Genomic DNA, 23312 nt, shown 5'->3' on the forward strand with positions numbered 1-23312 from the left:
GCGCACACCGCTTTCTATAAACTATTGATTGCCGGGATCCGGCTCTGGCGCGGCCTCTTCCTTAGCGGCCAGGTAAGTCCAGTTCTCCTTCTGGGTTACCAGCCCTTCCTTCATCAGCTTGCCGAGCGCACGCTTGAAGGCGGACTTGCTGATGCCAAACCGCTGCTTAATAATATCGGGAGGCGTAGCATCCGAATACGGCATTCCGCCGCCAGGACGCGTAGCCAGGAAATCGAGCAGCGCCGCTGAATCGACATCCCGTCCGACTTCCTTGCGGTTGCCCATACTCAGATTGACACGGCCGTCCTCACGGATATGCGAGACCCGTGCTTCAATGACTTCACCCAGACGCAGCAGACGACTGCGCTCGGAGGAGTGCACCATTCCAATGATGCCGAAGCCGAGCACCCCGGCATCTACAAGCACAAAGGTCCCCATCTGGAGCGGCTTGTAGACACGCGCAGTTACTTCCTTGCCCCGCCAGGAATCCGGGGCAGGCAGCGCCAGCGGAGCCAGCTCCTGCTCACCGGCCAGCTTCGCACGGAGTCTTCCCTGCTTGTCATGCTCCATGATGGCGTATACCTTGTCACCGATCTGCGGACGCAGCTCCACCAGCTCCGGCAGCTCGCCAAGCGGCAGCAGCAGCTGGCGGCCCAGTCCCATCTCCAGGAAGCAGCCGAGGCGCGGATGAATATCAGCGACTTCCAGCAGCGCCATCTCGCCCAGTGTCAGATAAGGCTTCTTCATCGTTGCTGCAGGACGGTCCTCGGTATCGAAGAAGATGAATACCTCCACCTTATCGCCGATCTTCGGCTTGCTGCCTACCAGCTCAGTGTAATGAAGCATGATATCCTGGTCGCCGGCACTCAGAAAGTAGCCGTAAGGAGAGACCTCCCTCATCACTTCAAGCGTAACTGTAGTTCCTGCAATCAGACTCATACGGTTTCCACAACCTTGGCATCCGACCACAGACGCTCAATGTTGTAATATTCGCGCTCATCGCGGTGGAAGACATGGACAATCACATCGCCCAGATCCATCAATACCCAGCGGGCTGCGTCCATTCCTTCGATGCCTTTGATCATACCGCCGGCTTCATGGACTACCTTACGCACCTCGGTGGCAATCGCCTGAACCTGGGTATCGGAATTACCGTGGCAGATAATGAAATAATCGCTGATCGGCGACACGCTGCGCAGATCCAGTGCTACCACGTTCATTGCTTTTTTATCCTGAACGGCATTCAGCGCCAGTTCCAGAAGCTTGCTTGATTGTACACTCATTTTGCATCCTCCAATATTCTTACTAAATCATTACGCGCCAGCACCGTAAGCGGAAATACGATCCGGCGCTTCTCCAGCAGCAGGCTGATTGTTGAATCCAGCCCGGCTATGAGCCCTTCCTCCAGGCTGTTCTTAGCCAGCTTACGTATCTCATCGACACCGGGAAAATCGCGTCCAGGCTCGATATAATCAGCCAGACAGACGATTTTCTCCAGCAGGCTCATATTCTCGCGTCCCGAGGTATGGAAGCGGATCGCATTCAGAATCTCAGAATCCGTAATGCCATACTCATGCTCAGCAGCGTACGCTCCTACTTCGGCATGCCACAGCTGCTTGTCATATTTCAAAAGCTCAGTGGAAAGACCGTTCTGCTCAATAATCTCCTTCATGCGCTCTACAGGCCAGTACTTGGCGACATCATGCAGAATCGCAGCCGTTTCGGCCCGTTCAGGATCAGCACCATAACGCTGCGCCAGCTTCACGGAAGACTCCATTACACCGAGCGTATGCTTCCAGCGTTTGTCCGGCATCTGGCCCGAGACCGCTTCAATCAGCGCTTCGCGGCTGTACTCCATACAATCCACTCCTTTGAACATAATCATACACAGCGTCCGGTACCATGTAGCGGATGGATTTGCCTTCAGCAGCTCTGGCTCTGAGCATCGTCGAGGAAATATCCACCTGCGGCATATCCGCCAGCAGTACCCTTCCGGCGATGAAGCCGGGAAGCAGACCGAGATCAAGCGGGGTTCCCGGCCGGCCGACACCAATGAACGTCAGGCGCTGCACCAGTTCCTCAATCCCTTGCCATTTCGGTAAATACTGGACCATATCCGCTCCGACAATGAAATAGAATTCATGCTGCGGATATTCCTCCTGCAGGCTGATTATAGTCTCCAGTGTATAGGATACCCCGCCTCTGACCACTTCATAGTCGAGAATATCAAATGCAGGATGATCCTTAACCGCATCACGGACCATAGCCAGCCTGTCCTCACCAGATGCTCCGGCCTCATGCTTGTGCGGCGGAATATGTGAGGGCATGAACCAGATCTCCTGCAGGCCGTAGCTCTCCCGGGCAGTCTCCGCTGCCATCATATGGCCGATATGCAGAGGATCAAAGGTTCCTCCCATTATGCCTACCTTCAAGAGGCCCACCTCTTCCTAGATTATCCGATGAACTAAATCCGGCTGCAACCCCCGCAGACAGCGGACAGCTGCACCTCAGATCACTTAACGGGGAAGCTCAATCGTTTTGTTATCGCGTGATTCTTTATATAATACAATCGTCTTGCCGATTACCTGAACGAGCTCCGAGCCGGACTGCTGAGCCAGCTCAGCACCGATTTCCTTGGGATCATCAGCATTGTTGTTCAGCACACTGATCTTCATCAGCTCGCGCTTCTCAATGGCTTCTTCAATGTGACGGATCAGATTCTCGTTTACGCCGCCTTTGCCGACCTGGAATACAGCATCCAGATGATGGGCCAAAGAGCGGAGATAGCGTTTTTGTTTACCAGTTAACATAAATGAACAAACTCCTTAATTAACATATATTATTACCTTGCCTGACCAGAATCCGGCTCACCGGCCTGTGCGCCGAGGCAATCTGCAATGGTCTGCCGCATAATATCCGCTGGTGCTGCCCGGCCTGTCCAGTATTCCAGCGCATAAGCGCCCTGATACACGAACATCCCCAGTCCTCCATGAATAATGCAGCCCCGCTGCAGGCTCTCAGTAAGCAGCCGAGTATGCAGCGGATTGTATATCAGATCACTTACAATCATTCCTTCATGAAGCCAGGCCGGATTGACCGGCATATCATTCATAAGAGGGAACATGCCTACCGAGGTGGTATTGATCACGATGTCCATACCGCCGATCATCCCTTGAACCTCGTCCATTCCGATACCGCTGATGACAGCAGCCGTGCCTTTATTCCGGCAGGCCTCTGCCAGCTCCCTGGCCCGCTGCTCATTGCGGTTGGCAATATGGATAGAGGCAGGCTGCTCATGCAGCAGCGCTGACACTATTCCTCTTGCCGCTCCTCCGGCTCCAAGAACCAGAATGCGGGTGCCTGCAAGCTCAGCTGCGGCCTCCGTCTTCAGTGAGCGGACATAGCCGATTCCGTCCGTGTTGAAGCCGGTCAGCACCCCGTTATCATTGACTATGGTATTGACCGCTCCGACTTCCACTGCACTTGCATCCAGCTTGTCCAGATACTCCATCACGGCAACCTTATGCGGTATGGTTACATTGACTCCCCGGAAGCCAAGCGTCCGGATTGCCTGCACAGCCTCTCCCAGCTTATCCGGCACTATATGCAGCGGTACATAAGCGCCGGGGATTCCAAGCGCCTGCAGTGCCGCCCCGTGCATAAGCGGAGATTTGGACTGGGCAACCGGGTCGCCCATTACGCCCAGCAGCAGCTCCTGCTGTCTGCCTTTGCCTGTCTCAGCCATATTGCCGCCCCCTGTAAGTTTTGTCAGCATCCGCTTCATTAATTCTGCTTCGCAAAACCCGCTACGGAAGCATCAACTTCATCAGATCAATGAAGCACGCGTCAGCACCTTAACACCGCGCGGCACATGCACAGCGACTACCGCGCCTGCCGTACCGTTCACCTTGATCCAGCCCAGGCCGGAGACGAACAGGTCCGTCTCACTGTTCCGGGCGATGCGGAATTCATGACGCTGCCACTGCGGCAGCTTATCGAGATCAGCCGTGCCCGGAGGTGACAGCAGCTCGCCGCGGTGGTCCTGATACAGTGAATCAGCACGCTCCAGCTTCGTCCGGTGAATCTTCAGCGTCCCGCTGATGAAGCAGGTGAAGGACTGGCGCTCCCCCTGGATGAAATCGAACCGTCCCAGCCCGCCGAAGAACAGTGACTGGCCTTCATTCAGCTGATATACCGCCGGCTTGAGCGGATTCTCCGGCATAACAGCGCCGAGATCCTTCCGCTCAACGAGCTCGCTGTACCGCCAAGGATATACAATCCCCGGAGTATCAATGATGTAATGGCCGTCATCCAGCGGAATCTTGACCAAATCCAGCGTGGTTCCCGGATAACGTGAGGTCGTCAGCTCTTCTTCCAGATCGCTGTAATCCGAGATCAGCCGGTTAATCAGCGTTGACTTCCCTACATTGGTTGCACCAACGACGTAGACATCCCGCTGGCCGCGCAGTGAGGTCACCGCTTCAAGCAGACGGTCAAAGCCCTGATTGCGCTTCGCGCTGCACAGCACGATCTCAGCGGTGCGCAGTCCTTCCTCCTTGCAGCGCCGCTGCATCCAGTTGCGCAGCTTGTTCCAGTTCGTTACCTTCGGCAGCAAATCGCATTTGTTGACAGCCAGGATGACCGGATTATTGCCGACAAACCGCTGCAGGCCGGAAATCAGGCTGCCCTCAAAATCAAAGATATCCACAATATGGATTACCAGCGCATTCTTCTCGCCTACTCCGCTGAGCAGCCGCAGGAACTCATCCTGGTTCACCGATACGGATGAAGCTTCATTGTAATTCTTAATCCGGAAACAGCGCTGGCAAATGACAGGCTCCCGTTCATAGGCAACCTCCGGAATATAACCCGGCAGCTCCTTATCAACGCTCTGGAGCTTAATGCCGCACCCGCTGCATTTCTCAGGCCGTTTCGTTTCGTTCAATTGATTCATTAAGATTTATCCTCCTCTTGCCACAATCCTTGCTTGCGCAGCCGTGTCAGGGCAATCTGCTCCACTCTGCGGTTGATCCTTGTCCCTACGCCTTCATCCTTGACGGAAATCGGCAGCACCAGTACTGTGTACAGCCCAAGCCGGTTGCCCCCGTATACATCGGTAAGCATCTGGTCACCGACAACAACGGTCTCATCCGGACTGAGGCCCATCAGCTTCATCGCCTTCAGGAACGGGGCATTGCTCGGCTTGCGGGCCTGATGCACGAATTCAATATTTAGCGGCGTGGCAAAGCGCGACACCCGGTCCATATTGTTATTCGAGACAATGATCAGCTTGAAGCCAAGCTCTTTCACCTTTGCGAACCACAGCAGCAGCTCCGGAGTAGCCAGGGGCGCTTTGGCGCCGACCAGGGTATTATCCAGATCCGTAATGATACCCCGGTAACCTTGACGGTACAGCTCCTCCAGAGCAATGTCGAATACCGTATTTACACGGAGCTTGGGAACTAACTTCTCAAACAATACTTTCACCTCATTTTATACAGGAAACTTGTGTCCAGCTATATATATTACTGCCAAAATCCATCTGTTAGCGGTACTTTTGGAACTGTAAGCGTCATTTGCCGGATTTCATGTTTTTTCGCAGCCGCAAAGCTTCAGTATACACGCTCAGCCAGTCTTTGTCTGCAATAACCTCCGGGCTGTAATTAGCCCGCTCGAACAGATCCAGCAGCGCTTTGAAACTCCCGGCCGCTGCAGGCCGTTCGCGGCTCCAGCGTTCTACTGATTCGCGCAAGGTTTCGTGCTCTTTCTTAAGCATACCCTTTCTGCGGACATACCTTACCCAGCGCTCTGTTTCTGCTACAACTTTTTGCACCGGAGTCAGCTGATGGCCGATCCGCAGCCGGGTAATCAGGAACCGCAGGCTCATGCGCCGCTGCCAGAGCAGGAAGCCGCTCCATAACAGAAGGATAACCGCTGCGCCTGTTACTAACCAGAACCCAGGATGGAATCCGCCGCTGCCGTCTGCCTCATTAACCGCCGCTTGCTCCGGCTCCTGCTGCTCTTCCGGCTGAACCTCAGGCTCCTGCTGGGTATCCTCTTCACTTTGGCTCAGCACAGGTACGCTGAAGCCGGGTGTAGCCTCAACCGGCACCCAGCCGTAATCACCGAAATAGAGCTCCGCCCAGGAATGGGCATCCGCATTGGTAATGGTATAGTTATTGTTAAGCAGTCCGCCCTGGCCCTGCTGCAGTGCCACATTATCCGGAATCTCCGCCTGCTGTCCAGGAGCGTAGCCCTTGACCCAGCGGGCGGGAATATCCAGTGACCGCGCCATGGTGACCAGTGCCGTGGAATAATAATCGCAATAGCCTTCCATAATCTCAAACAGGAAGCTCTCAACCATATCCTTGCTTTTGCCGCGCGAGACATCCGGCTGATTCGTATAAGGGAAGGTCTGCTGGAGATATTGCTGCAGCAGCATCGCCTTCTCATAAGGGGTCTGCGCTCCGGCTGTAATCTCTTCCGCCAGCGTACGGACGCGTTCCGGGAAGTTCCCCGGCAGCTGGAGATACGGATCATAAACAAGATCTCCGTACAACTGCTCGTATGTCTTTGTACTCAGCTCCTGAAACGGTACCACGGGCACCTCTGAGGTCACCACATAGGTCTGCGGGTAAGAGCGTACGCTGCCCGCCGCGTTCCACAGCAGCTCGCTGTCAATCCCCCGCCAAGACAGCCCGTTGCTCTCCTCCACACCATCCACAGAATTCACTTTGTCAATGGAGTAGCCGCCGAAGAGCACCGGATAGCTGTTGCCGCCCAGCAGCTTGACCGTCTGCGTCAGTGTGCGGGTCTCTGTCTTAGGGGCCTCGACACGCTCCAGCTGCTCTCCTGCCTGGACTGTCCGGAAAGTTCCCCGGCTGAATGTATCATCATCACTCCAGCCTTTTCCCGAATAGACGTAGCGGACTTCCCCGCGCATATACGTACGCAAATCTGAAGTGACGGTCATCACCGGGGTATAGTCGAAGTTGAATCCTCCGCCCAGATTATCGTCGTTCTGGCTGTACCCTGAGGTGGTTCCCTTTACAGAGGCGTTTTCACCTGCGCTCTCTCCGCTGCCGCCGGAGGAAGTGCCTGATGAGGCACTCTTGCCGTTCCAGTGCAGCCAGGCTGTATACGGATCTGTTAAGGTAGGGCGTACATCCGGCATATTCACACCTGCAATAATAACAAGGGAGAAGATGATGGCTATATTCAGGGCTATTTTGAACGGATATTTAAGCAGGTAGGTCCAGCCCCGCGGATAATGCAGCTGAAAGCTTCTTAAATGCCGGGTAACAAGCCAGCCCATTCCGGCAAATACGGTCCAGGCTACCTCCTGCCATAGTATAGAAGAAGTGAAGGAATCCAGTGCAGCAAACGCCGTAATGTTCATCGCGATGAACAGCAAAATCCGCGACTTGCCGTTCACCCACCAGGCTGAGAGCAGCAGCAGCATCCAGGCGCCTAGGGCAAACCAGATAAACGGATGCATATGTGCAGCGGAATCCGCCAGCCTGTCACGAAGTGCAGGACTCAATGGACTAGGGACATACACCCCATAATGCAATATCGTCCGGTATACAATATAAATGACTGCCGCTCCTTCAAGCAGCATGCGGTAGATCCATTTAAGCGGCAGAATAATTTCAATTACAGCCACAGCAGCAAGTGTAAGCAGGACGGCTGCTGTAGTCTCCTCGAGCCAAAGCGGCTCCGTATAGGAGAGCCACTGGAGGGCGATAATCATCAGCCACAGCAGCGTCAATGCATGATGCCAGGAAGATTTAACGCTATGGAGCCAGTGCTTCATCGGACCGGATCACCTCCAAGCACCGCAGGGAGCTCATGAAGCGTGCTGACCGAATAGCCGGCGGCACCGCGGGCCCTCAGCACATTCAGCCAATCCCCGCCCCTGCTCTTCGCAGCAGGGTTCAGGACATGAATGTGGGAAGGGGTCATCCCCCGGCTGTCTGCCCAGCTCAGCGTATCCAGTACCGGCTTGCCGCTTTGCGGGCTGATCAGTACAAAATACGCGCCTTTGGGAAACATCCGCTGCGCCTTCTCCAGCCTGGTTACCAGCGGTCCCCGGCCTTCCGCATTGATATCAATCATATATTGGATCATCTTCTGACGCTCTGCCCCGCCTTCTGCAGGACTGAATATTTTGGTATTCTTGTCCAGGCAGCAGAGGCCGATACCGATCCTTTCCCGGATTCCGAAGCCGAGCAGCGACGACGCTATAGAGACAGCCAGCTCGAATTGTGACGAGCTGTAATAGGCATTCGCGCTGCCGTCAAGCACCAGAATGGTCTTGGGTACGGATTCATGTTCGAATTCCTTCGACTTCCAGTCACCTGTCTTCGCTGTTGCATTCCAGTGAATCCGGGTCAGCCGGTCTCCGTAGACATAATCACGCACACCGTTGATTTGCGTGGTCTCCCGCCGTGACTGCAGCAGGGATGCCTGCGGACCGGACAGGCGCGCTCTGCGCTCATACAGCTCCCAGCGCGGTATTACAACGGTCCGGGGCAGCACCCGGAACTGGCCTTCGGCCTTGAAGGAGCCCTTGTGCTCCATCAGTCCGAAGATGTCCTCACTGAGGATATCCGTATCCTCGAAGGTATAACGCCCCCGCTCCAGCAGCGGTGTCTGGAACAACAGCTCTCCCCGGCCTCTCAGGCTGGGCACGAGACTCTCCTCGAACACCCATGATTCCCCGTTATGGCGCTTCAGAATTTCCCGGACTACCACATAGGGCAGAGGCAGAAAACCCGGTATCGTCACATTCAGCTTCACCCGCAGATAGCCGCCTGCATAGAGCAGATCCGGTTTGTCCTGCTCCGAGTGGAGGCTCCGTGTGCCTCTCGCCCGCCGGACACCGCCAAGGCCTCCAAGGATTAGATATAGAATCAATACGGATACCATAATAAACAGCATGAACGAGGTTTTGCCGCCCTGAAACAGCACATAGAGCAGTGTGATGACCCAAATCGCAAGCACGCCTATGAATTTCCTCGGCTGAATGACAGCGGCCGCCCCCGCCAGAATCCCCCTCATCTTATTGCCTCATCGTCACTGGCACGTGGATGCCCTGGAGCAGCTTCTGCAGCAGGGAGTCCACGCTGACATTATCCAGGCGGGATTCCGGCCGCAGCAGAATGCGGTGTCCCAGCGCATACGGGGTAAGGGTCTTCACATCGTCAGGCAGGACATAATCGCGGCCCTGAAGAAAAGCATAGGCTTTGCAGGCCATCATGAACGACAGGGATGCCCGCGGGCTTGCGCCCAGCAGCACCAGCGGGTGCTCCCGCGTCTGCCGCACAATATCCAGCAGGTAGTTCAGGACCAGCTCACTGATATAAATGTCCCGAATCTCCTCCTGGATGGCGGCAATTGTGTCCATACCGGTGACCGGCGCCAGCTTGTCCACCGGCTGCCCCTGCTGATGGGTAATCAGCAGATTCTTCTCTGTATCCGCATCCGGGTACCCGAGGCTGATCCGCAGCATGAAGCGGTCCAGCTGCGCCTCCGGAAGCGTATACGTACCTTCGAAATCTATCGGATTCTGGGTGGCGCAGAGCATGAACGGATGCGGCAGAGGATAGGTCTCCCCGTCAACCGTAACATTGCGCTCCTCCATCACCTCAAGCAGTGCGGACTGTGTCTTGGTCGTCGCCCGGTTAATCTCATCGGCCAGCAGAATATTGGTCATGACCGGACCGGGACGGAAGTGGAACATCTCATCTCGCGGATGATAGACAGACACACCGGTGATATCACTCGGCAAAATATCAGGATTGCACTGGATCCGGCGGTATTCACCGGACATAGACCGGGACAGTGCCCGGATCAGCTGGGTTTTCCCCGTCCCCGGAACATCCTCGATCAGGACATGTCCGCCGGCAAGGAGTGCGGTAAGCAGCAGTTCTATTTCAAAGCTTTTACCGAGAATACAGGATTCGAGATTAGTGCGGACAGCGTTCATAATTTGCGTAGATTCTTGACGTACGGGCATATATAGTGAACCTCCTATGTCAGAATAAGCAGTAATATATATATTTTACATGATTGGAGTAGTGAAAGTACATGTTAGGTCCTGTGAATCTTCTCCCGGTGAAGACGTGGCCCCTTTCAAGAGAGTAGACCGTCACACAACGCTTATGTAAGTTAACCGATTAGCGTAACGGACACCAGAGACGTTAAGCTGTGGAAAAGCGCCAGAGTGCCGGTCCTTGCGGACACCAGCGCCGTTATTTCGCCGAAAAAGTAGCGGTAGCACATGAAAGATGCCGCATAAGGGCCATGATGTCCGTTAACCTGGCAAATTGGCCGATATGGAGGTGTCAGGGCTGTAGTGTCCGCAAGGGTCGGATCCAGCTCCTCCGGATGAACCTTCAGCCACGTTCTGCAGCAAAGTCACAACAACGAAAAAAGACCACCAGAGGCGGTCTCATCTCACGTTTATCTCGTTACTTACATTCATCCCGTGCTCCATGTATTCAATACTCACAATAGGCGCTCTCCGGTACCTCCTACCCCTTCGGCCGCACCACGAGCGCCGCCAGGAAGGAGAACACAATCGCCGAGGAAATCCCGGCACTGGTTACATCAAAAATCCCGGTGACTACCCCGACCCAGCCGTCCCGCTCAAGCTCCGTCAGTGCGCCGTGAACCAGCGAGTTACCGAAGCTCGTAATCGGAACGCTTGCGCCCGCTCCGGCAAACTTCACCAGCGGGTCATAGATTCCAAACGCATCGGCTACAGCACCAAGTACAACCAGCGTACTCATCGTATGGGCCGGCGTCAGCTTGAACACATCGAACATCAGCTGCCCCAGCACACAAATCGCGCCCCCGACCAGAAAAGCCCACAAATAAATCACGCTTCATCACCTCCGCTCTCCAGGGCTACCGCATGGGCTACACAAGGAATGCTCTCTCCCTGCTGATAGGACAGCGGCGAGAGCAGTGCTCCGGTTGCCACAATCAGCACCCGCTTCAGCTCACCCTTTTTCAGCCGGCTCATAATATGCCCGTAAGTCACAACCGCTGAACATCCGCAGCCGCTGCCTCCGGCAATAACGTATTTCTGCTTGTCCAGGTCATAGATCATGAGGCCGCAGTCATTAAAGACCGTCTGCTCCATCGGAATCCCTTCCTTAGCCAGCAGGTCTTTGGCAATCGGCAGGCCTACAGACGCAAGATCACCGGTCACAATCAGATCATAGTGGCCGGGCGACAAGCCCGTATCACGGAAATGGGCTGTGATCGTATCCGCAGCCGCCGGTGCCATGGCCGTTCCCATATTGAACGGGTCCTTCAGGCCAAGGTCCATGATCCGCCCCAGCGTAGCTGATACTACATAAGGGCCTTTAACGGTACCGTCATTGACACCGACAACGGCGCAGCCTGAACCGGTTACGGTGTACTGTGCGGTCGGCGGCTTCTGCGAGCCGTATTCCGTAGGATAACGGAACTGCTTCTCCACGGTACAGTTATGGCTGGACGTTCCGGCCAGCGCATATTTGCCGCCGCCGGAATCCACAATCATCGAAGCAATTGCCAGGCTCTCCATGGACGTGGAGCAGGCGCCAAATACGCCAAGGTATGGCACACCAAGCTTACGGGCTGCAAACGAGCTGCTGATAATCTGGTTCATCAGGTCACCGCCGACAAAAAACTCCAGCTTCTCCTGCTCCAGATTTGCGTTCATGAGCGCGAGCTTGGAGGCTTTTTCAAATAAAGCCCGCTCTGCCTTCTCCCATGTCTTCTCGCCCATCTCCAGCGAATCGTAGACAAAGTCAAAGCTTGAAACAAGGGGCCCCTCCCCCTCTTCCGGCCCTACTACTGCAGAAGAGCCAAGTATGACCGGCCGGTTCGTGAATTCCCAGGTCTGACTGCCAAGCTGCTTCATCGGTTAATGTGCACCTCCCCAGCCCATAACGGTATACACTACACCTACGATAAAAGCTGCGACTACACCAAACACAATTACGGAACCGGCCAGCTTGAACATATTGCCGCCGACGCCAAGCACAAGCCCCTCAGCCCGGTGTTCAAGCGCAGCGGAGCACATACTGTTAGCAAAGCCTGTAACCGGCACAGCCGTACCGGCGCCGCACCACTGGGCAAGCTTGTCATAGACACCGAAGCTGGTCAGAATAACGGAGAGCAGAATCAGAATCGCCACCGTCGGGCTTGCCGCTTCTCTTGCGCTCATATCGAATATCGCCATGAACGCTTCCTGGATACCTTGTCCAAGCACGCAGATCAAACCGCCTGATAGGAAGGCGCGGATACAGTTTTTGAATACAGGGCGGGACGGCACATAAGGCTTGGAGAGCTCCTCATAGTCCTGCGGGGTCAACGTATCAAGCCGCAGCTTGACGCCTGATTTCTTTGTTTTTGCCGGCAATACGGACACCTCCATGGTAGGATACCCGGGGGATCGGGCTAAGGCTTACGGCTTCCCCGTCCCCCGGGCTTTGCTTCTGTTGGGCTTTTTCCTTATTGTTCACTACTGAAGGCCCCGTTATGTCCTCCCCAGCTCAGGAAAAATAAAGCAGCACAACAATCAGCAGCATGAACAGCACCAGTATGAGCACAGCTTCATTGCCCCGCCGGCAGCGGCGGGGGTACCGCTTATGCAGCTTGCGGGCCGGCACTTTCCTGGGTACCCCGTATACGCCGGTTCCGGCTACGTTTCCGGAAAGCCACATTCTCTTCGCTTCCTTTCCCGGCTCCTGCCTGCAGAGCCCTCACTGCATTGTATTCGCCTGCCGGCAGCTGTGTCCGTTCGCCTTCCTGACATGGACAATTCATGCAACAATGTTCATACTAGATGTTGAAAAGGAGCGATACGAATATGAATGCAGAAACACTCGACTTGTTCAAAACCTTAACAGAATTCCCCTCAGTCCCGGGCTTCGAGCGCGAGCTGCGCGCTTATGTCAAGGAGGCCATGAGCCCATACACCAGCGAATTTGTCCAGGACCGCCTGGGCAGCCTGTTCGGCGTGCTGCGCGGAGAGGCAAACGGCCCGAAGATTATGGTCGCCGGCCACTTTGATGAAGTGGGCTTCATGGTTACAGGCATTACCGATAACGGCATGATCCGCTTCCAGCCGCTGGGCGGATGGCTGGCTTCGGCTGTGGCTTCACAGCGGCTGCACATCATTACGCCGAAGGGAGTGCTGGACGGCATTGTCGGCAGTACCCCGATTCACCTGCTGAGCGCGGAGGAGCGCGGCAAGACCGGTGATATCGGCAAAATGTACATCGACATCGGTGCGGACAGCCGTGAAGAAGCCCAGAGCTTCGGCGTGGCCCTGGGACAGCAGATCCTGCCGGTATGCCCGTTCACGCCGCTGGCTAATCCGAAGAAGATTATGGCCAAAGCCTGGGACAACCGCTACGGTGTGGGACTTGCGATTGAACTGATGAAGGAGCTGCACGGCAAGAAGCTGCCGAATACCGTCTATTCCGGTGCTACAGTACAGGAGGAAGTCGGCCTGCGCGGGGCGCGGACGGCGGCTAATCTGCTTGCTCCGGATATTTTCTTCGGGCTGGATGCCAGTGCGGCAGCCGATATGACCGGTGACCGGAACGCATTCGGCCAGCTTGGCCAGGGCGCGCTGCTGCGTATTCTCGATCCGGGGATGATTACCCACCGCGGGCTCGTTGAGTATGTTAAGGATACGGCGGATACCCACCGGGTCAAATACCAGTATTTTGTCTCCCAGGGCGGAACAGATGCCGGAGCGGTGCATACCAGCGGCATCGGCATACCTTCGGCTGTAATCGGCATCTGCTCGCGTTACATCCACACTGCATCCTCTATAATTCACACCGATGATTATGCCGCAGCCAAAGAGCTGCTGGTCAAACTCATCGAAGGTCTTGACCGGACTACCCTGCAGACCATTATCGAGAACAGCTGAACCTTCAGCTGCGGCTATACCTGCAGCTCCGGATACGGTGCCTCCCGCATATGCAGGGGCACCGTATTTATTATGCCCGCGAGGCACTACCTCCCGCAGAACAATTTCCGATCTTAACTCCCTCAAAGGTGGAACGGAGCTTTACACTACAGCAGCAACAAGCTTCAAGTTCTAAAACTTAAGCCCGTTCCTTTTTTAATTGGAAAAACGTATCTTAATTAGGCTTCATTAGCAGGTGTAGAAAATCCATTTAATTCCGAACGCGGCCATTGCGAATTTCGGAGTCACCACCGACCTCTACGCGGATGACTGTAACATCTATGTAGAAACATCATGCTGGGCGAACATAAAGAAGCCGCAGGGATAGGTTATCCCCTGCGGCTTCAAAGCATTCAATCTGTTTATTTCAGCTTATTATACTGCTCCATCGCAGCCTGATGTACCGGATGATCCGCAGCAAGGCCTGTATACTTCGCCAGAGCCGCTTCCGCTCCAAGCTCGGCAATCGCAGCCTGCAGCTCTACCGCTTCCGGATCATCGGAGGCTTTGAACAGCAGTGCCCCGGCCATGGAACGGGCCAGTGCAGCATAGCTCAGCCCCCGGTCATAGGCCTGCAATGCCGGCGATACAAGGCGGTCACTCGGCGAAAGCTTGCGCAGCGGCGAACGGCCAACTCGGGAGACTTCATCGGTCAGCGCCGGATTGCGGAAGCGCTCCAGGATTTTATCGATATACTTGCTGTGCTCTGCCGCATCGAAGCCATGCTTCTGAATCAGCACCGCACCGGTTTCTTCCAGCACTTCACGGACCTTGGCGGTCAGGGCCTCATCGGCCATGGACTGCTGAATCGTCTCGTAGCCCTGCAGGAAGCCCAGGTATGCCGCGGAACAATGTCCGGTATTCACCGTGAACAGCTTGCGCTCGATATACGGCTCCAGATTCTCTACGTAGTGTACGCCTTCAACTGGCGTATAGCCCGGGATCATCTGAGAGGCATCTACAACCCATTCATAGAACGGCTCTACGACCACCTTGAGTATATCCTCATGCTGCTGCAGCGGAACAATCCGGTCTACAGCCGCGTTAGGGAAGGCTACTGAAGTCTCCGCCTTGGCACGGGCCGCTTCATCCAGCTGTGCATATACCAGCTCTTTCAGCTGGGCGCTGCCGCCGATGGCATTCTCGCAGGCAATGACATGCAGCGGTCTGTCAGACACGGCAACACGGCGTTTAATCCCCTCTGCTACTGTACCGGCGATATGCTTAAGAATGGATACACCGACAGCGGTTGTAACGAGATCCGCTTCTGCAATCGCAGCCGCTACTTCTTCAGCATGCGTAACACTGCTCAGTGCAGTAACATTTTGAACGATAACAGTTTCTTGCCCCTCGCTGGCCAGCGTCACCGGATACTCTCCGCGCTCCTGCAGCTGGGATACAAAGGCCTCGTTCACGTCCACGAAGCATACCTCGTACCCTGCCTGCGAGAGCAGCAGTCCGATGAAGCCTCTGCCGATATTTCCCGCTCCGAAATGGACAGCCTTCATTATTCCATGCCTCCTTCGAAGATGGCAATAACATCAGCGGCGGTTGGTGCATTCATTACCCGTTCAATTGCATCCTCTTCGGTGAAAATCATCGCTACATTGGTCAGGACCTCCATATGTCCGTCGCCTGCTGCCGCGATCCCGATGACTACAAATGCAGGCTCATCCCCGCCGAAGTCTACCCCTTCCGGAAAACGGATGATAGACAAGCCAGTGGATTTGATGAACGGACGGCCTTCCTTGGTTCCGTGTGGAATCGCGAGGCCTCCGCCCATATAAGTGGATACCACTTCTTCACGCTCCAGCATCTTAGGAACGTATTCTTCTGTTACATGTCCTGCATCGACAAGCAGCTTGCCCGCCATAGTGATCGCTTCATATTTGTCTTTAGCGGCACCGTGCATGATTACTTTACTTTCTGACAGTATACTCATATGGTTTCTCTCGCTTTCAAATTTTATTTTGGAAAAAATGAAGCAGCTCTGAGGACAGATATCTCCGAATCTCCGGCTCCGTACGCTCCTCCAGTAATTTTACCAGTTCCGAATTAAGCAGCAAAGCGCTGATCTCGCTCAGTACCTCCAGGCTCTCCTTGGACAGCCTGCGGGGAGCGAGCATAAGCAGTATTACCCTGACCTCAGTATCCCCCTCCAGAATCACGGGCTGACGAAGCCGGTACAGCGTAAGCGAGGATAGATGGATATGGCTGCTCCGCGTGTGGAATAGGGCCAGAGCGGTATCCGGGATCACCTGGCTGGTCATCCTCTCCCGCTCCAGCAGACGCTCAAGCACAATATCCGCATCCCCGATTACGCCGCTTCCGCCCAGCAGTTCAAGCATCCCGGCAAGTGTCGAAGACAGGTCCATATCCTTGTTGTCAACCGGATGGAACCGGAAGCGGTCCAGCAGGCTGACCATTTCATCAAGGATACCCTTATAGCTCTTCAGCCGCTCAAGCGAAGCTTCTTCCCGCACAGCGCGGTCCTGATCACCGGCCGGCACGGCTTCCCGTTCCCTCAGCGTAGTGTTCTGGATATAATTTAACAGCTTCTCTATTTCTTCCCCTGTGAGCAGGGGGCTGATTTTGATATATCGTTCCTTATCAATCGGCAAATCTATCGTTGAGATGATGAGATCATATTCAACATCCGGCAGCCTTGCGGCTTCATACCAGGAAATATTGCCGAGTATCTCAATCTGCGGCATCTCCTTGGTCAGCCGGGTCGCGAGCAGCCGGGATGAGCTAAGCCCGCTGGCACAGACCAGTATGGCGCGGACGTTGCGCCTAAGCTGGTTAAGCCGCTCTACAGAAGCTCCAAAATGCATGACCAGAAAACCGATTTCCTCATCCGGAATCTCCAGGTCAAGCTTCATATCCTCCACTGAGGTGCGGACGATGTTGAACAGGTATTCATAATCCCTGCGGATTGGGCCGAGCAGCGGATTGCGGATCCGGGTGCCTTCACGGATCCGCTTCAGGGCCGGATCAATATGCTCCAGCAGCCCTTCGCGCAGGGAACGGTCGCTTTGGAAAGGAAGCCCGGTGCGCTTAACCACACTCTCTGTCAGCCTATAGACAATTTCCATTAATTCAATGTCGCCGTATGCAAAGCCGGCGGAAGAGAATGAATCCTGCACCCGGTCGAACAGCCCGGCAATGTACAGAATCTCTGCCCGGGGAATGTCTATGCCGAGGGAATCCCCCAGCTGCTGGACAAAGCTCTCGGACCCGGCAATGTTGCGGTGATCGGACATTCTGGAGTAACCGGCTTCTTCCCCGCTGTCAATGCTCCGGCCGATTTCAATCCGCCGTGTTGTCACGGCCAGGCCCAGCAGCATTTCCATATAGACGATTTCCGGAAGCTCCGCCGTCCATTTCCATTCCATGTCCCATAGTGTATTCTCTACATCCATGAGATTGGTCTTGCCCACTGTAGAGAGCAGGACGCGAAAGACCGGATTGCTCTGCGCCAGAGAACCGTGGCCGACCAGATCGGACAGGTCAAGATGCTCGGCAGCCAGCCTGCCGATGGCCCGGCGCTTATCGAGCTCGCTGCCCGTAATTTCGACGCCGTATCCTCTTCTGCGGACCAGCTCCAGGCCGAATTTACGGACCCATTGCTCCAGCTCGTCAAGATCATAGCTGACGGTGGCCACGGTCACCTTAAGGGAATGGGCGAGCGTGAACAGCTTCACGGGCTCCTCCGCCTCCAGCAGGGCGCAGAGCTCATACACCTTGCGGTCCTCTCCGGAATACTCCGCCGGCTTTTCTTCCCGCAAAAACAGGCGCAGCTCCGCAAGACCGGCCTCTGGGCCGCTCAATTGTATGCCTTTCCCTGATTTTTTGATCAGATTCACACCGAAATTCTTCAGCGCAGACTCAATGTCTTCCATCTCCCGGTGAACCGTCCGTACGCTTACACCGGTAGCCTCGGCAATTTCAGCGGCGGTGATTTCCCCGCTGACTCCGAGCAGAAGCCATATGATCTGGCGCTGTCTCGCGGTAATTTTCCTCATTGTCCGCAAACCCTCCGCCATACACCAAGTAGAAACGGCTACGCCGTCCTCTAAGGGACGGCATCCGTTTCAGCGAGAAATATAAGGATCGAGTATATTGGAGCATATACTTTCTTATATTTGGAGACAAACGCTGGCTTTGGCGGCCAGCGTCTCCTTATTCAGCATCTTGCATATACAGTTATTTTACACTTAGGATACTTACTTCAAACGTTCAACCAGCTCGTCATATTTCGGACTCTTCAGGAAGTTGTCAATTGAAATATGCTCAGCGCTTGGATTGCTCGCAATCGCCCGGTCAGTCAGTGTCTTCTGAGTAATTACGATATCAGCATCGGCAGGAATTTCACTGACAGCAGAGTTAACAACCGTAATGTTGACTCCTGCACTTTGCAGTTTCTTTCTCAGAACGGAAGCACCCATTGCACTGGAACCCATACCTGCGTCACAAGCGAAGACGATTTTGTTCACATTGCCTTTAGCGCGGACATTAGCGGCAGCAGTTGCAGTTGCTGCAGTTTGTGCTGCAGTTCCGGAAGCCTTCATGTCTTTAACCTTAGCTGTTGCTTCTTCCAGATCCATTTCTTCTTCATCGTTTTTCTTAACTGTCTTCAGAAGCAAGGCAGCAAGCGCGAAGGAAACGACTGTGGCAACAATTACACCGGCCAGCATCGGGAAGTAACCGCCCTTAGGTGTCATTGCGAAGTAAGCAAAGATACTGCCCGGCGAAGGAGAAGCTACAAGACCTGCACCCAGCATCTGGAATGTAGCTGTACCGGATACACCGCCACCGATTACAGCCAGAATCAGACGAGGATTCATCAGGATGTAAGGGAAGTAGATTTCATGAATACCGCCCAGGAAGTGAATGATTACAGCACCCGGTGCAGAAGACTTAGCAGAACCTTTACCTACCAGCCAGTAAGCGAGCAGGATACCCAGACCAGGACCAGGGTTCGATTCCAGCATGAACAGAATGGATTTGCCGACTCTTTGAGATTCTTCAAGCGCAATCGGTCCAAGTACCCCATGGTTGATTGCATTGTTCAGGAACAATACCTTCGCTGGCTCAATGATAATGTTGATGAGCGGCAGCAGGTTATGGTTAACCAGGAATTCAACACCATTGGACAAAATGTTGGTCAAACCTTGAACCAGAGGTCCAACGCCCTTAAGCGCTCCTAGCGTCAAGACACCGCCGATAATACCGAGCGAGAAGTTATTGACAAGCATTTCGAAGCCGGCTTTGATTTTGCCGTCAACCGCTTTGTCAAATTGCTTCAGAATCCAAGCTGCCAGCGGACCAACGATCATGGCACCCAGGAACATTGGAATAGTTGTTCCTACGATAACCCCCATCGTTACTAGTGCACCGATTACAGCACCACGTTTGCCGTGAACCATCTGACCGCCTGTGTAACCGATCAGCAGCGGCAGCAGGTAGGTGATAATCGGGCCTACCAGGGTTGCCAGCGTTTCATTTGGAATCCAGCCGGTTGGAATGAATAATGCTGTAATTAACCCCCAAGCGATGAATGCGCCGATATTCGGCATAACCATGCCGCTGAGCATGCGTCCAAATTGCTGAACCCTCACCCTTGCACCACCGGATGAAGTTTGCGTTGTTGCCGTTGTGGCCATTTAAAATGCCCCCTTAATTGATTGAATGGGAACCCTTCATGTACCTGCTCCTGAAGTGGTTATCCCCTATGAACACATCGTAAATCAAAGCGCTTTCTTTGTCATCAAATTGAAAACACGGTTTCGTCATGAACATTGTTGACAACATTTAAGAGTTCCTGCCAAGGGGCTTAAGTACGGTGTTTCCCTACTCCAAACGGCCTATACAAGGCGGATAATTCTGCTGGCTTGTCCTACCGGAAGGGCCTATATCTGCCTGCCTCTTTCCTGATAGGATGCACTGTTTTCCGCAACTTATCAGGCTTCAGCACAAATAAACCCTGATACTTGCAGGGACTTCAAGCGCACAAAAGGCTGCCCGCAAATGCGGACAGCCCGGCCGTTCCTGCTGCTATGCTGCAGCACAATCAAATCATATCCAGCGGCACCTTCCATGAAGGCTGGGGAAACGCATCATCCAGCTGCCAAAGCTCGTCGGCGGTAAGCACAAGCTTGCCGGCCGCGGCATTCTGGGCAACATGCTCACGGGTTGCCGCTTTGGGGATCGCCAGCACATCCCCTTCGTGAATGCTCCAGGCCAGCAGAATCTGCAGCGGCGTCACGCCATGGCTCTCGGCTATCTGCCGTACTGTCTCATTCTCCGTTAACCCTTTCCGCAGCTTCCCTGCCTGGGCCAGCGGAGAATACGCCATCACTGGAATCTTATGCCCCTTCAGCCAAGGCAGCAGCTCATGCTCAATTCCTCTTGAGCCGAGATGATAGAGCACCTGGTTAACCGCGCAGCGGTTGCCGCCGGGAATACGCAGCAGCTCCTGCATATCCGCAGTATCCAGATTGGATACGCCCCAGCGGGCGATTAATCCGGAAGCCACCAGCGCCTCCATGCCGGCAACCGTCTCTTCCAGCGGGATCTTGCCGCGCCAGTGCAGCAGATACAGGTCCAGATGATCCGTGCCGAGCCGCTTCAGGCTGGCTTCACAGCTGCGGATCAGCTTATCTCCCGCGGCATTATGCGGATACACCTTGGAGACCAGAAACACCTGGTCACGGATGCCCCGCAGCGCTTCGCCGACCAATTCCTCGGAACGCCCTTCCCCGTACATTTCGGCGGTGTCAATCAGGTTCATTCCAAGCTCTACGCCCAGGCGCAGTGCGGCTATTTCTTCAGCCCGGCTTGAGGCGTGATCCCCTATGGACCAGGTTCCCTGGCCCAGTCTGGGCAGTGCTGTCCCGTCCGGCAGAGTGACTAGTTCAGATATCGTTGTACTCATAGTGATGAATTCTCCTTATCGGATGAATGGTAATTGCTGTTACTACCTATACTTACCATAATAACCCTCCCGAAACATCAGGTAAGTGTCCAAATCTGTAACTATAAACAGAACATCATTAATATAATGCCAAATTCACTCAAACTGCCACATTCAGCACAGCAAGCGGACTATCTGCTCGCTTGAGACGGTTCCAACTGTCCTCAAGCCTGGCACTTAGGCACTTTTTCGCGGGATTAACGTCTCTCCTGTCCGTAACGCTAACCCGGCTCATTAACGCGTGGATCAGGATGGACGAACAAACTAACCGATTAATTTCAGCCCGGCTACCGCTCCGAGAATCAGCACGATACAGAAGATCCGCCGCAGGTCCCGCGCTTCACCATAGAACAGCATTCCCATGATTGCAGCGCCGGACGCGCCGATCCCTGTCCAGATGGCATAGGCGATTCCCATCGGCAGCGTCTCCATAGCCAGTGACAGCAGCAGGAAGCTTGCGCCGAAGCCCAGAACCAGCAGAAGGACCGACTGCCAGTTGCGGTGCTTATGCAGCCTGCCTATCATCGCTACCCCGAACATCTCGCATAATCCTGCGGCAATTAACATCATCCATGCCATTTTAATTCAGCTCCTTTACATGCTTATCTTGATCTTCTGCCGGAGTGGCAAGCTTCAGCCCGACTACACCGGCCAGCAGCACGGCAATCAGGATCAGCTTCAGCGGGCGCAGCGGCTCCCCGAACAGCACACCTCCGGTAAGCACCGTTCCCGCTGTTCCAAGTCCCACGAATACGGCGTAGACGGTGCCGACCGGCAGCCTGCCGCTGGCCCGGATAAGGGCATAGAAGCTGACCAGGATGGCCACCGCTGTCACGGCCCACTCCCATGGAACCGAAGCATGCTTCAGCCCGATTACCCAGACTACCTCGAAGCAGGCCGCCCCTGCAATCATTGCCCATGCCTTACCGTTGCCGCTTTTTCTGTTTGTGTCTTTGCTTGTGTCCATTTCTCTCTCCCCCTGAAAATAAAATAAGCCCGGAAGGTTATCGTCAGCATTGACGATACCTCCCGGGCTTTTATCCCTCCGTGTATACACGGACAAAACTCACTCCGCGCGTTCTCCCTCGGACCAGGCCAGCGCCAATTGCACACTGCGGAACCCTAGAGAACAAATGAAAGCTTATTAAGTTACATCGTATGTTAGCAAATCCGGCTGCGAAAAGCAAGCACCAGGTTGTGCCAGACTCCATTTCCCCCTGATTCCATGGCTATTATAGATGTTACCCAGGTTCCGTTACCAGATTGGGACTTGCAGCATACAGCATGCTGCAGTATGATCACGTAAAGATGAACTGGTAATATATTGAATTTTATAATTATAAATCTAATAGTTATGAAAAGAGGCAGAGTTATGTTCCAATCCAGACATTTTCATATTCTTCCAATCGCAGACGGAATCTATGCCCTTGAAGCTGCGGAGCAAGGCGGAGCCATGAGCAACGCCGGTATTATCGATTTGGGCGGCTGTACACTAATCTTCGACACCTTCAATACTCCGCAGGCCGGACAAGATCTGCGCAGGGCCGCTTTGCACCTGCTGAATCAGCCGGTCCGCTATGTTGTTAACAGCCATTGGCATGGAGATCATGTCCGGGGCAACCAAATGTTCTGTGAAGAAACGATTATAGCCTCTAATATAACCAGAGAGCTGATGCGAAGAACCCAGCCTGAATGGCTCGCCCGCATGACTCCGCTGCTGCCTAATCTGCAGACGGATCTTGCTGCACTTGCCGCCGCAATCTCTGCTGAACCAGACGAAGCCGCGCGGCTCCGTCTGACTGCGGAACAAGCTTATCTGCAGGAAATACGCGAGTCCATTGAAACACTGATAGTAACTTATCCGGCAATTACATACAGCCGGGAGTTGACCCTCTCCGGCAGTAAAAGAAGCGTTGCGCTCCGCTCGCTCGGTGAGGCTCACACAGCATGTGATACCATCCTGTATTCGCCTGCAGATTCAGTTGTATTCGCCGGAGATGTTATCGCCGTCCAGAATCATCCGCTGTTCACGGACGGTAATCCGCAGAGCTGGCTGCTTGCCCTCGATACACTGGAGAAGCTGGGTGCTCAGCAGATTGTTCCCGGCCACGGTCCAGTCAGCGGCGCCGGCAGTATCAGCAGCATGAGGCAATACATCACAGACCTGCTGGCTCTACGCGGGGAACACGGCAGCTCAGGGGACGCGGTGGAAATTTCAGACATCCCAGTTCCCGCAGCTTATCAGGACTGGAAGGCCACCGGTGTGTTCTACCGTAACCTGGAGTTTCTGCTCAGTCAATAAAAGCAAAGGCAGGAGGTCAGGTGCTGACCTCCCCCTTTGCTTTTGCCTGA

The 23312-nt window shown here is 54.5% G+C and carries 24 protein-coding genes and 1 riboswitch; of the genes, 2 read left to right on the forward strand and 22 right to left on the reverse strand.

Features of this window, described 5'->3' with window-relative positions:
- Window positions 1-21: 21 nt before the first annotated feature.
- The 15 genes from LOS79_RS16385 to LOS79_RS16455 all read right to left on the reverse strand — a co-directional run bounded on the left by LOS79_RS16385 (window position 22) and on the right by LOS79_RS16455 (window position 12725).
- Window positions 22-939, reverse strand: coding sequence for a CvfB family protein (locus LOS79_RS16385; RefSeq protein ID WP_315421797.1), 918 nt, complete (start codon window positions 937-939; stop codon window positions 22-24).
- Window positions 936-1283: a ribosome silencing factor gene (rsfS, locus tag LOS79_RS16390; protein WP_315421799.1), complete on the reverse strand. Its 348-nt coding sequence runs from the start codon at window positions 1281-1283 to the stop codon at window positions 936-938. Before rsfS ends, LOS79_RS16385 begins: the two co-directional genes overlap by 4 nt.
- The gene (yqeK, locus tag LOS79_RS16395; protein WP_315421801.1) at window positions 1280-1858 is read right to left on the reverse strand and encodes a bis(5'-nucleosyl)-tetraphosphatase (symmetrical) YqeK; all 579 of its coding nucleotides are present in this window, start codon (window positions 1856-1858) and stop codon (window positions 1280-1282) included. Before yqeK ends, rsfS begins: the two co-directional genes overlap by 4 nt.
- Window positions 1830-2432 (reverse strand): nicotinate-nucleotide adenylyltransferase, encoded by a 603-nt coding sequence (locus tag LOS79_RS16400; RefSeq protein ID WP_315421804.1) that lies wholly within the window; start codon window positions 2430-2432, stop codon window positions 1830-1832. Before LOS79_RS16400 ends, yqeK begins: the two co-directional genes overlap by 29 nt.
- Window positions 2433-2516: 84 nt before the next feature.
- Window positions 2517-2810 (reverse strand): ribosome assembly RNA-binding protein YhbY, encoded by a 294-nt coding sequence (gene yhbY / locus LOS79_RS16405; RefSeq protein ID WP_315421807.1) that lies wholly within the window; start codon window positions 2808-2810, stop codon window positions 2517-2519.
- A gap of 32 nt (window positions 2811-2842) precedes the next feature.
- The gene (gene aroE / locus LOS79_RS16410; protein ID WP_315421809.1) at window positions 2843-3745 is read right to left on the reverse strand and encodes a shikimate dehydrogenase; all 903 of its coding nucleotides are present in this window, start codon (window positions 3743-3745) and stop codon (window positions 2843-2845) included.
- Window positions 3746-3826: 81 nt separating this feature from the next.
- On the reverse strand, window positions 3827-4954 hold the full coding sequence (gene yqeH, locus LOS79_RS16415) for a ribosome biogenesis GTPase YqeH (RefSeq protein ID WP_315421811.1): 1128 nt from the start codon (window positions 4952-4954) through the stop codon (window positions 3827-3829).
- Window positions 4954-5478, reverse strand: coding sequence for a YqeG family HAD IIIA-type phosphatase (locus LOS79_RS16420; protein WP_315421814.1), 525 nt, complete (start codon window positions 5476-5478; stop codon window positions 4954-4956). The genes yqeH and LOS79_RS16420 overlap by 1 nt, the downstream gene beginning before the upstream one ends.
- Window positions 5479-5572: 94 nt before the next feature.
- Window positions 5573-7816, reverse strand: coding sequence for a DUF4129 domain-containing transglutaminase family protein (locus tag LOS79_RS16425; RefSeq protein ID WP_315421817.1), 2244 nt, complete (start codon window positions 7814-7816; stop codon window positions 5573-5575).
- Window positions 7813-9063: a DUF58 domain-containing protein gene (locus tag LOS79_RS16430; protein ID WP_315421820.1), complete on the reverse strand. Its 1251-nt coding sequence runs from the start codon at window positions 9061-9063 to the stop codon at window positions 7813-7815. Before LOS79_RS16430 ends, LOS79_RS16425 begins: the two co-directional genes overlap by 4 nt.
- Before the next feature lies 1 nt (window position 9064).
- A complete protein-coding gene (locus tag LOS79_RS16435; RefSeq protein ID WP_315421822.1) occupies window positions 9065-10021 on the reverse strand; it encodes an AAA family ATPase in 957 nt (318 codons plus the stop codon).
- A gap of 517 nt (window positions 10022-10538) precedes the next feature.
- Window positions 10539-10889 carry a stage V sporulation protein AE gene (gene spoVAE / locus LOS79_RS16440; protein WP_315421825.1) on the reverse strand — a complete coding sequence of 117 codons (351 nt, stop codon included), beginning with the start codon at window positions 10887-10889 and terminating at the stop codon, window positions 10539-10541.
- A complete protein-coding gene (spoVAD, locus tag LOS79_RS16445) occupies window positions 10886-11920 on the reverse strand; it encodes a stage V sporulation protein AD (RefSeq protein ID WP_315421828.1) in 1035 nt (344 codons plus the stop codon). The genes spoVAE and spoVAD overlap by 4 nt, the downstream gene beginning before the upstream one ends.
- A gap of 3 nt (window positions 11921-11923) precedes the next feature.
- Window positions 11924-12421 carry a stage V sporulation protein AC gene (gene spoVAC / locus LOS79_RS16450; RefSeq protein ID WP_397386765.1) on the reverse strand — a complete coding sequence of 166 codons (498 nt, stop codon included), beginning with the start codon at window positions 12419-12421 and terminating at the stop codon, window positions 11924-11926.
- A gap of 133 nt (window positions 12422-12554) precedes the next feature.
- Window positions 12555-12725 (reverse strand): hypothetical protein, encoded by a 171-nt coding sequence (locus LOS79_RS16455; protein ID WP_315421833.1) that lies wholly within the window; start codon window positions 12723-12725, stop codon window positions 12555-12557.
- A gap of 146 nt (window positions 12726-12871) precedes the next feature.
- Between LOS79_RS16455 and LOS79_RS16460 the strand changes: the two genes are divergently transcribed.
- The gene (locus tag LOS79_RS16460) at window positions 12872-13945 is read left to right on the forward strand and encodes a M42 family metallopeptidase (protein WP_315421836.1); all 1074 of its coding nucleotides are present in this window, start codon (window positions 12872-12874) and stop codon (window positions 13943-13945) included.
- 401 nt (window positions 13946-14346) lie between these two features.
- On the opposite strand, the gene LOS79_RS16465 is transcribed toward LOS79_RS16460, so the two are convergent.
- From LOS79_RS16465 to LOS79_RS16495, 7 genes are all read right to left on the reverse strand, one after another.
- Window positions 14347-15492, reverse strand: a complete 1146-nt coding sequence (locus tag LOS79_RS16465) for a mannitol-1-phosphate 5-dehydrogenase (protein ID WP_315421839.1) — start codon at window positions 15490-15492, stop codon at window positions 14347-14349.
- Window positions 15492-15926: a PTS mannitol transporter subunit IIA gene (locus tag LOS79_RS16470; RefSeq protein ID WP_315421842.1), complete on the reverse strand. Its 435-nt coding sequence runs from the start codon at window positions 15924-15926 to the stop codon at window positions 15492-15494. Before LOS79_RS16470 ends, LOS79_RS16465 begins: the two co-directional genes overlap by 1 nt.
- Window positions 15927-15942: 16 nt before the next feature.
- Window positions 15943-18009, reverse strand: coding sequence for a BglG family transcription antiterminator (locus tag LOS79_RS16475; protein ID WP_315421844.1), 2067 nt, complete (start codon window positions 18007-18009; stop codon window positions 15943-15945).
- Window positions 18010-18210: 201 nt separating this feature from the next.
- Entirely contained in the window at window positions 18211-19650 is a 1440-nt protein-coding gene (locus LOS79_RS16480; RefSeq protein ID WP_315421847.1) for a PTS mannitol transporter subunit IIBC, read from the reverse strand.
- Window positions 19651-20057: 407 nt separating this feature from the next.
- Window positions 20058-20921, reverse strand: coding sequence for an aldo/keto reductase (locus LOS79_RS16485; protein WP_315421850.1), 864 nt, complete (start codon window positions 20919-20921; stop codon window positions 20058-20060).
- A gap of 303 nt (window positions 20922-21224) precedes the next feature.
- Window positions 21225-21539: a DMT family transporter gene (locus LOS79_RS16490; protein WP_315421853.1), complete on the reverse strand. Its 315-nt coding sequence runs from the start codon at window positions 21537-21539 to the stop codon at window positions 21225-21227.
- A 1-nt stretch (window position 21540) separates the two neighbouring features.
- The gene (locus tag LOS79_RS16495; protein ID WP_397386766.1) at window positions 21541-21927 is read right to left on the reverse strand and encodes a DMT family transporter; all 387 of its coding nucleotides are present in this window, start codon (window positions 21925-21927) and stop codon (window positions 21541-21543) included.
- A 57-nt stretch (window positions 21928-21984) separates the two neighbouring features.
- Window positions 21985-22097, reverse strand: a riboswitch (guanidine-I (ykkC/yxkD leader).
- Between the two features lie 235 nt (window positions 22098-22332).
- Here LOS79_RS16495 and LOS79_RS16500 point away from each other — a divergent pair.
- On the forward strand, window positions 22333-23262 hold the full coding sequence (locus LOS79_RS16500) for an MBL fold metallo-hydrolase (RefSeq protein ID WP_315421855.1): 930 nt from the start codon (window positions 22333-22335) through the stop codon (window positions 23260-23262).
- Window positions 23263-23312: the final 50 nt, after the last annotated feature.

This window comes from Paenibacillus sp. MMS20-IR301 (assembly GCF_032302195.1).
In the GTDB taxonomy this organism is placed as follows: Bacteria; Bacillota; Bacilli; order Paenibacillales; family Paenibacillaceae; genus Paenibacillus_AQ.

Bases quoted from the DNA above. Each gene is read 5' to 3' on its own strand.
- LOS79_RS16385 (WP_315421797.1), bottom strand. From the start codon at position 939: ATGAGTCTGATTGCAGGAACTACAGTTACGCTTGAAGTGATGAGGGAG.
- rsfS (WP_315421799.1), bottom strand. From the start codon at position 1,283: ATGAGTGTACAATCAAGCAAGCTTCTGGAACTGGCGCTGAATGCCGTT.
- yqeK (WP_315421801.1), bottom strand. From the start codon at position 1,858: ATGGAGTACAGCCGCGAAGCGCTGATTGAAGCGGTCTCGGGCCAGATG.
- yhbY (WP_315421807.1), bottom strand. From the start codon at position 2,810: ATGTTAACTGGTAAACAAAAACGCTATCTCCGCTCTTTGGCCCATCAT.
- aroE (WP_315421809.1), bottom strand. From the start codon at position 3,745: ATGGCTGAGACAGGCAAAGGCAGACAGCAGGAGCTGCTGCTGGGCGTA.
- yqeH (WP_315421811.1), bottom strand. From the start codon at position 4,954: ATGAATCAATTGAACGAAACGAAACGGCCTGAGAAATGCAGCGGGTGC.
- LOS79_RS16425 (WP_315421817.1), bottom strand. From the start codon at position 7,816: ATGAAGCACTGGCTCCATAGCGTTAAATCTTCCTGGCATCATGCATTG.
- LOS79_RS16430 (WP_315421820.1), bottom strand. From the start codon at position 9,063: ATGAGGGGGATTCTGGCGGGGGCGGCCGCTGTCATTCAGCCGAGGAAA.
- LOS79_RS16435 (WP_315421822.1), bottom strand. From the start codon at position 10,021: ATGCCCGTACGTCAAGAATCTACGCAAATTATGAACGCTGTCCGCACT.
- spoVAD (WP_315421828.1), bottom strand. From the start codon at position 11,920: ATGAAGCAGCTTGGCAGTCAGACCTGGGAATTCACGAACCGGCCGGTC.
- LOS79_RS16455 (WP_315421833.1), bottom strand. From the start codon at position 12,725: ATGTGGCTTTCCGGAAACGTAGCCGGAACCGGCGTATACGGGGTACCC.
- LOS79_RS16460 (WP_315421836.1), top strand. From the start codon at position 12,872: ATGAATGCAGAAACACTCGACTTGTTCAAAACCTTAACAGAATTCCCC.
- LOS79_RS16465 (WP_315421839.1), bottom strand. From the start codon at position 15,492: ATGAAGGCTGTCCATTTCGGAGCGGGAAATATCGGCAGAGGCTTCATC.
- LOS79_RS16470 (WP_315421842.1), bottom strand. From the start codon at position 15,926: ATGAGTATACTGTCAGAAAGTAAAGTAATCATGCACGGTGCCGCTAAA.
- LOS79_RS16475 (WP_315421844.1), bottom strand. From the start codon at position 18,009: ATGAGGAAAATTACCGCGAGACAGCGCCAGATCATATGGCTTCTGCTC.
- LOS79_RS16480 (WP_315421847.1), bottom strand. From the start codon at position 19,650: ATGGCCACAACGGCAACAACGCAAACTTCATCCGGTGGTGCAAGGGTG.
- LOS79_RS16485 (WP_315421850.1), bottom strand. From the start codon at position 20,921: ATGAGTACAACGATATCTGAACTAGTCACTCTGCCGGACGGGACAGCA.
- LOS79_RS16490 (WP_315421853.1), bottom strand. From the start codon at position 21,539: ATGGCATGGATGATGTTAATTGCCGCAGGATTATGCGAGATGTTCGGG.
- LOS79_RS16495 (WP_397386766.1), bottom strand. From the start codon at position 21,927: ATGGACACAAGCAAAGACACAAACAGAAAAAGCGGCAACGGTAAGGCA.
- LOS79_RS16500 (WP_315421855.1), top strand. From the start codon at position 22,333: ATGTTCCAATCCAGACATTTTCATATTCTTCCAATCGCAGACGGAATC.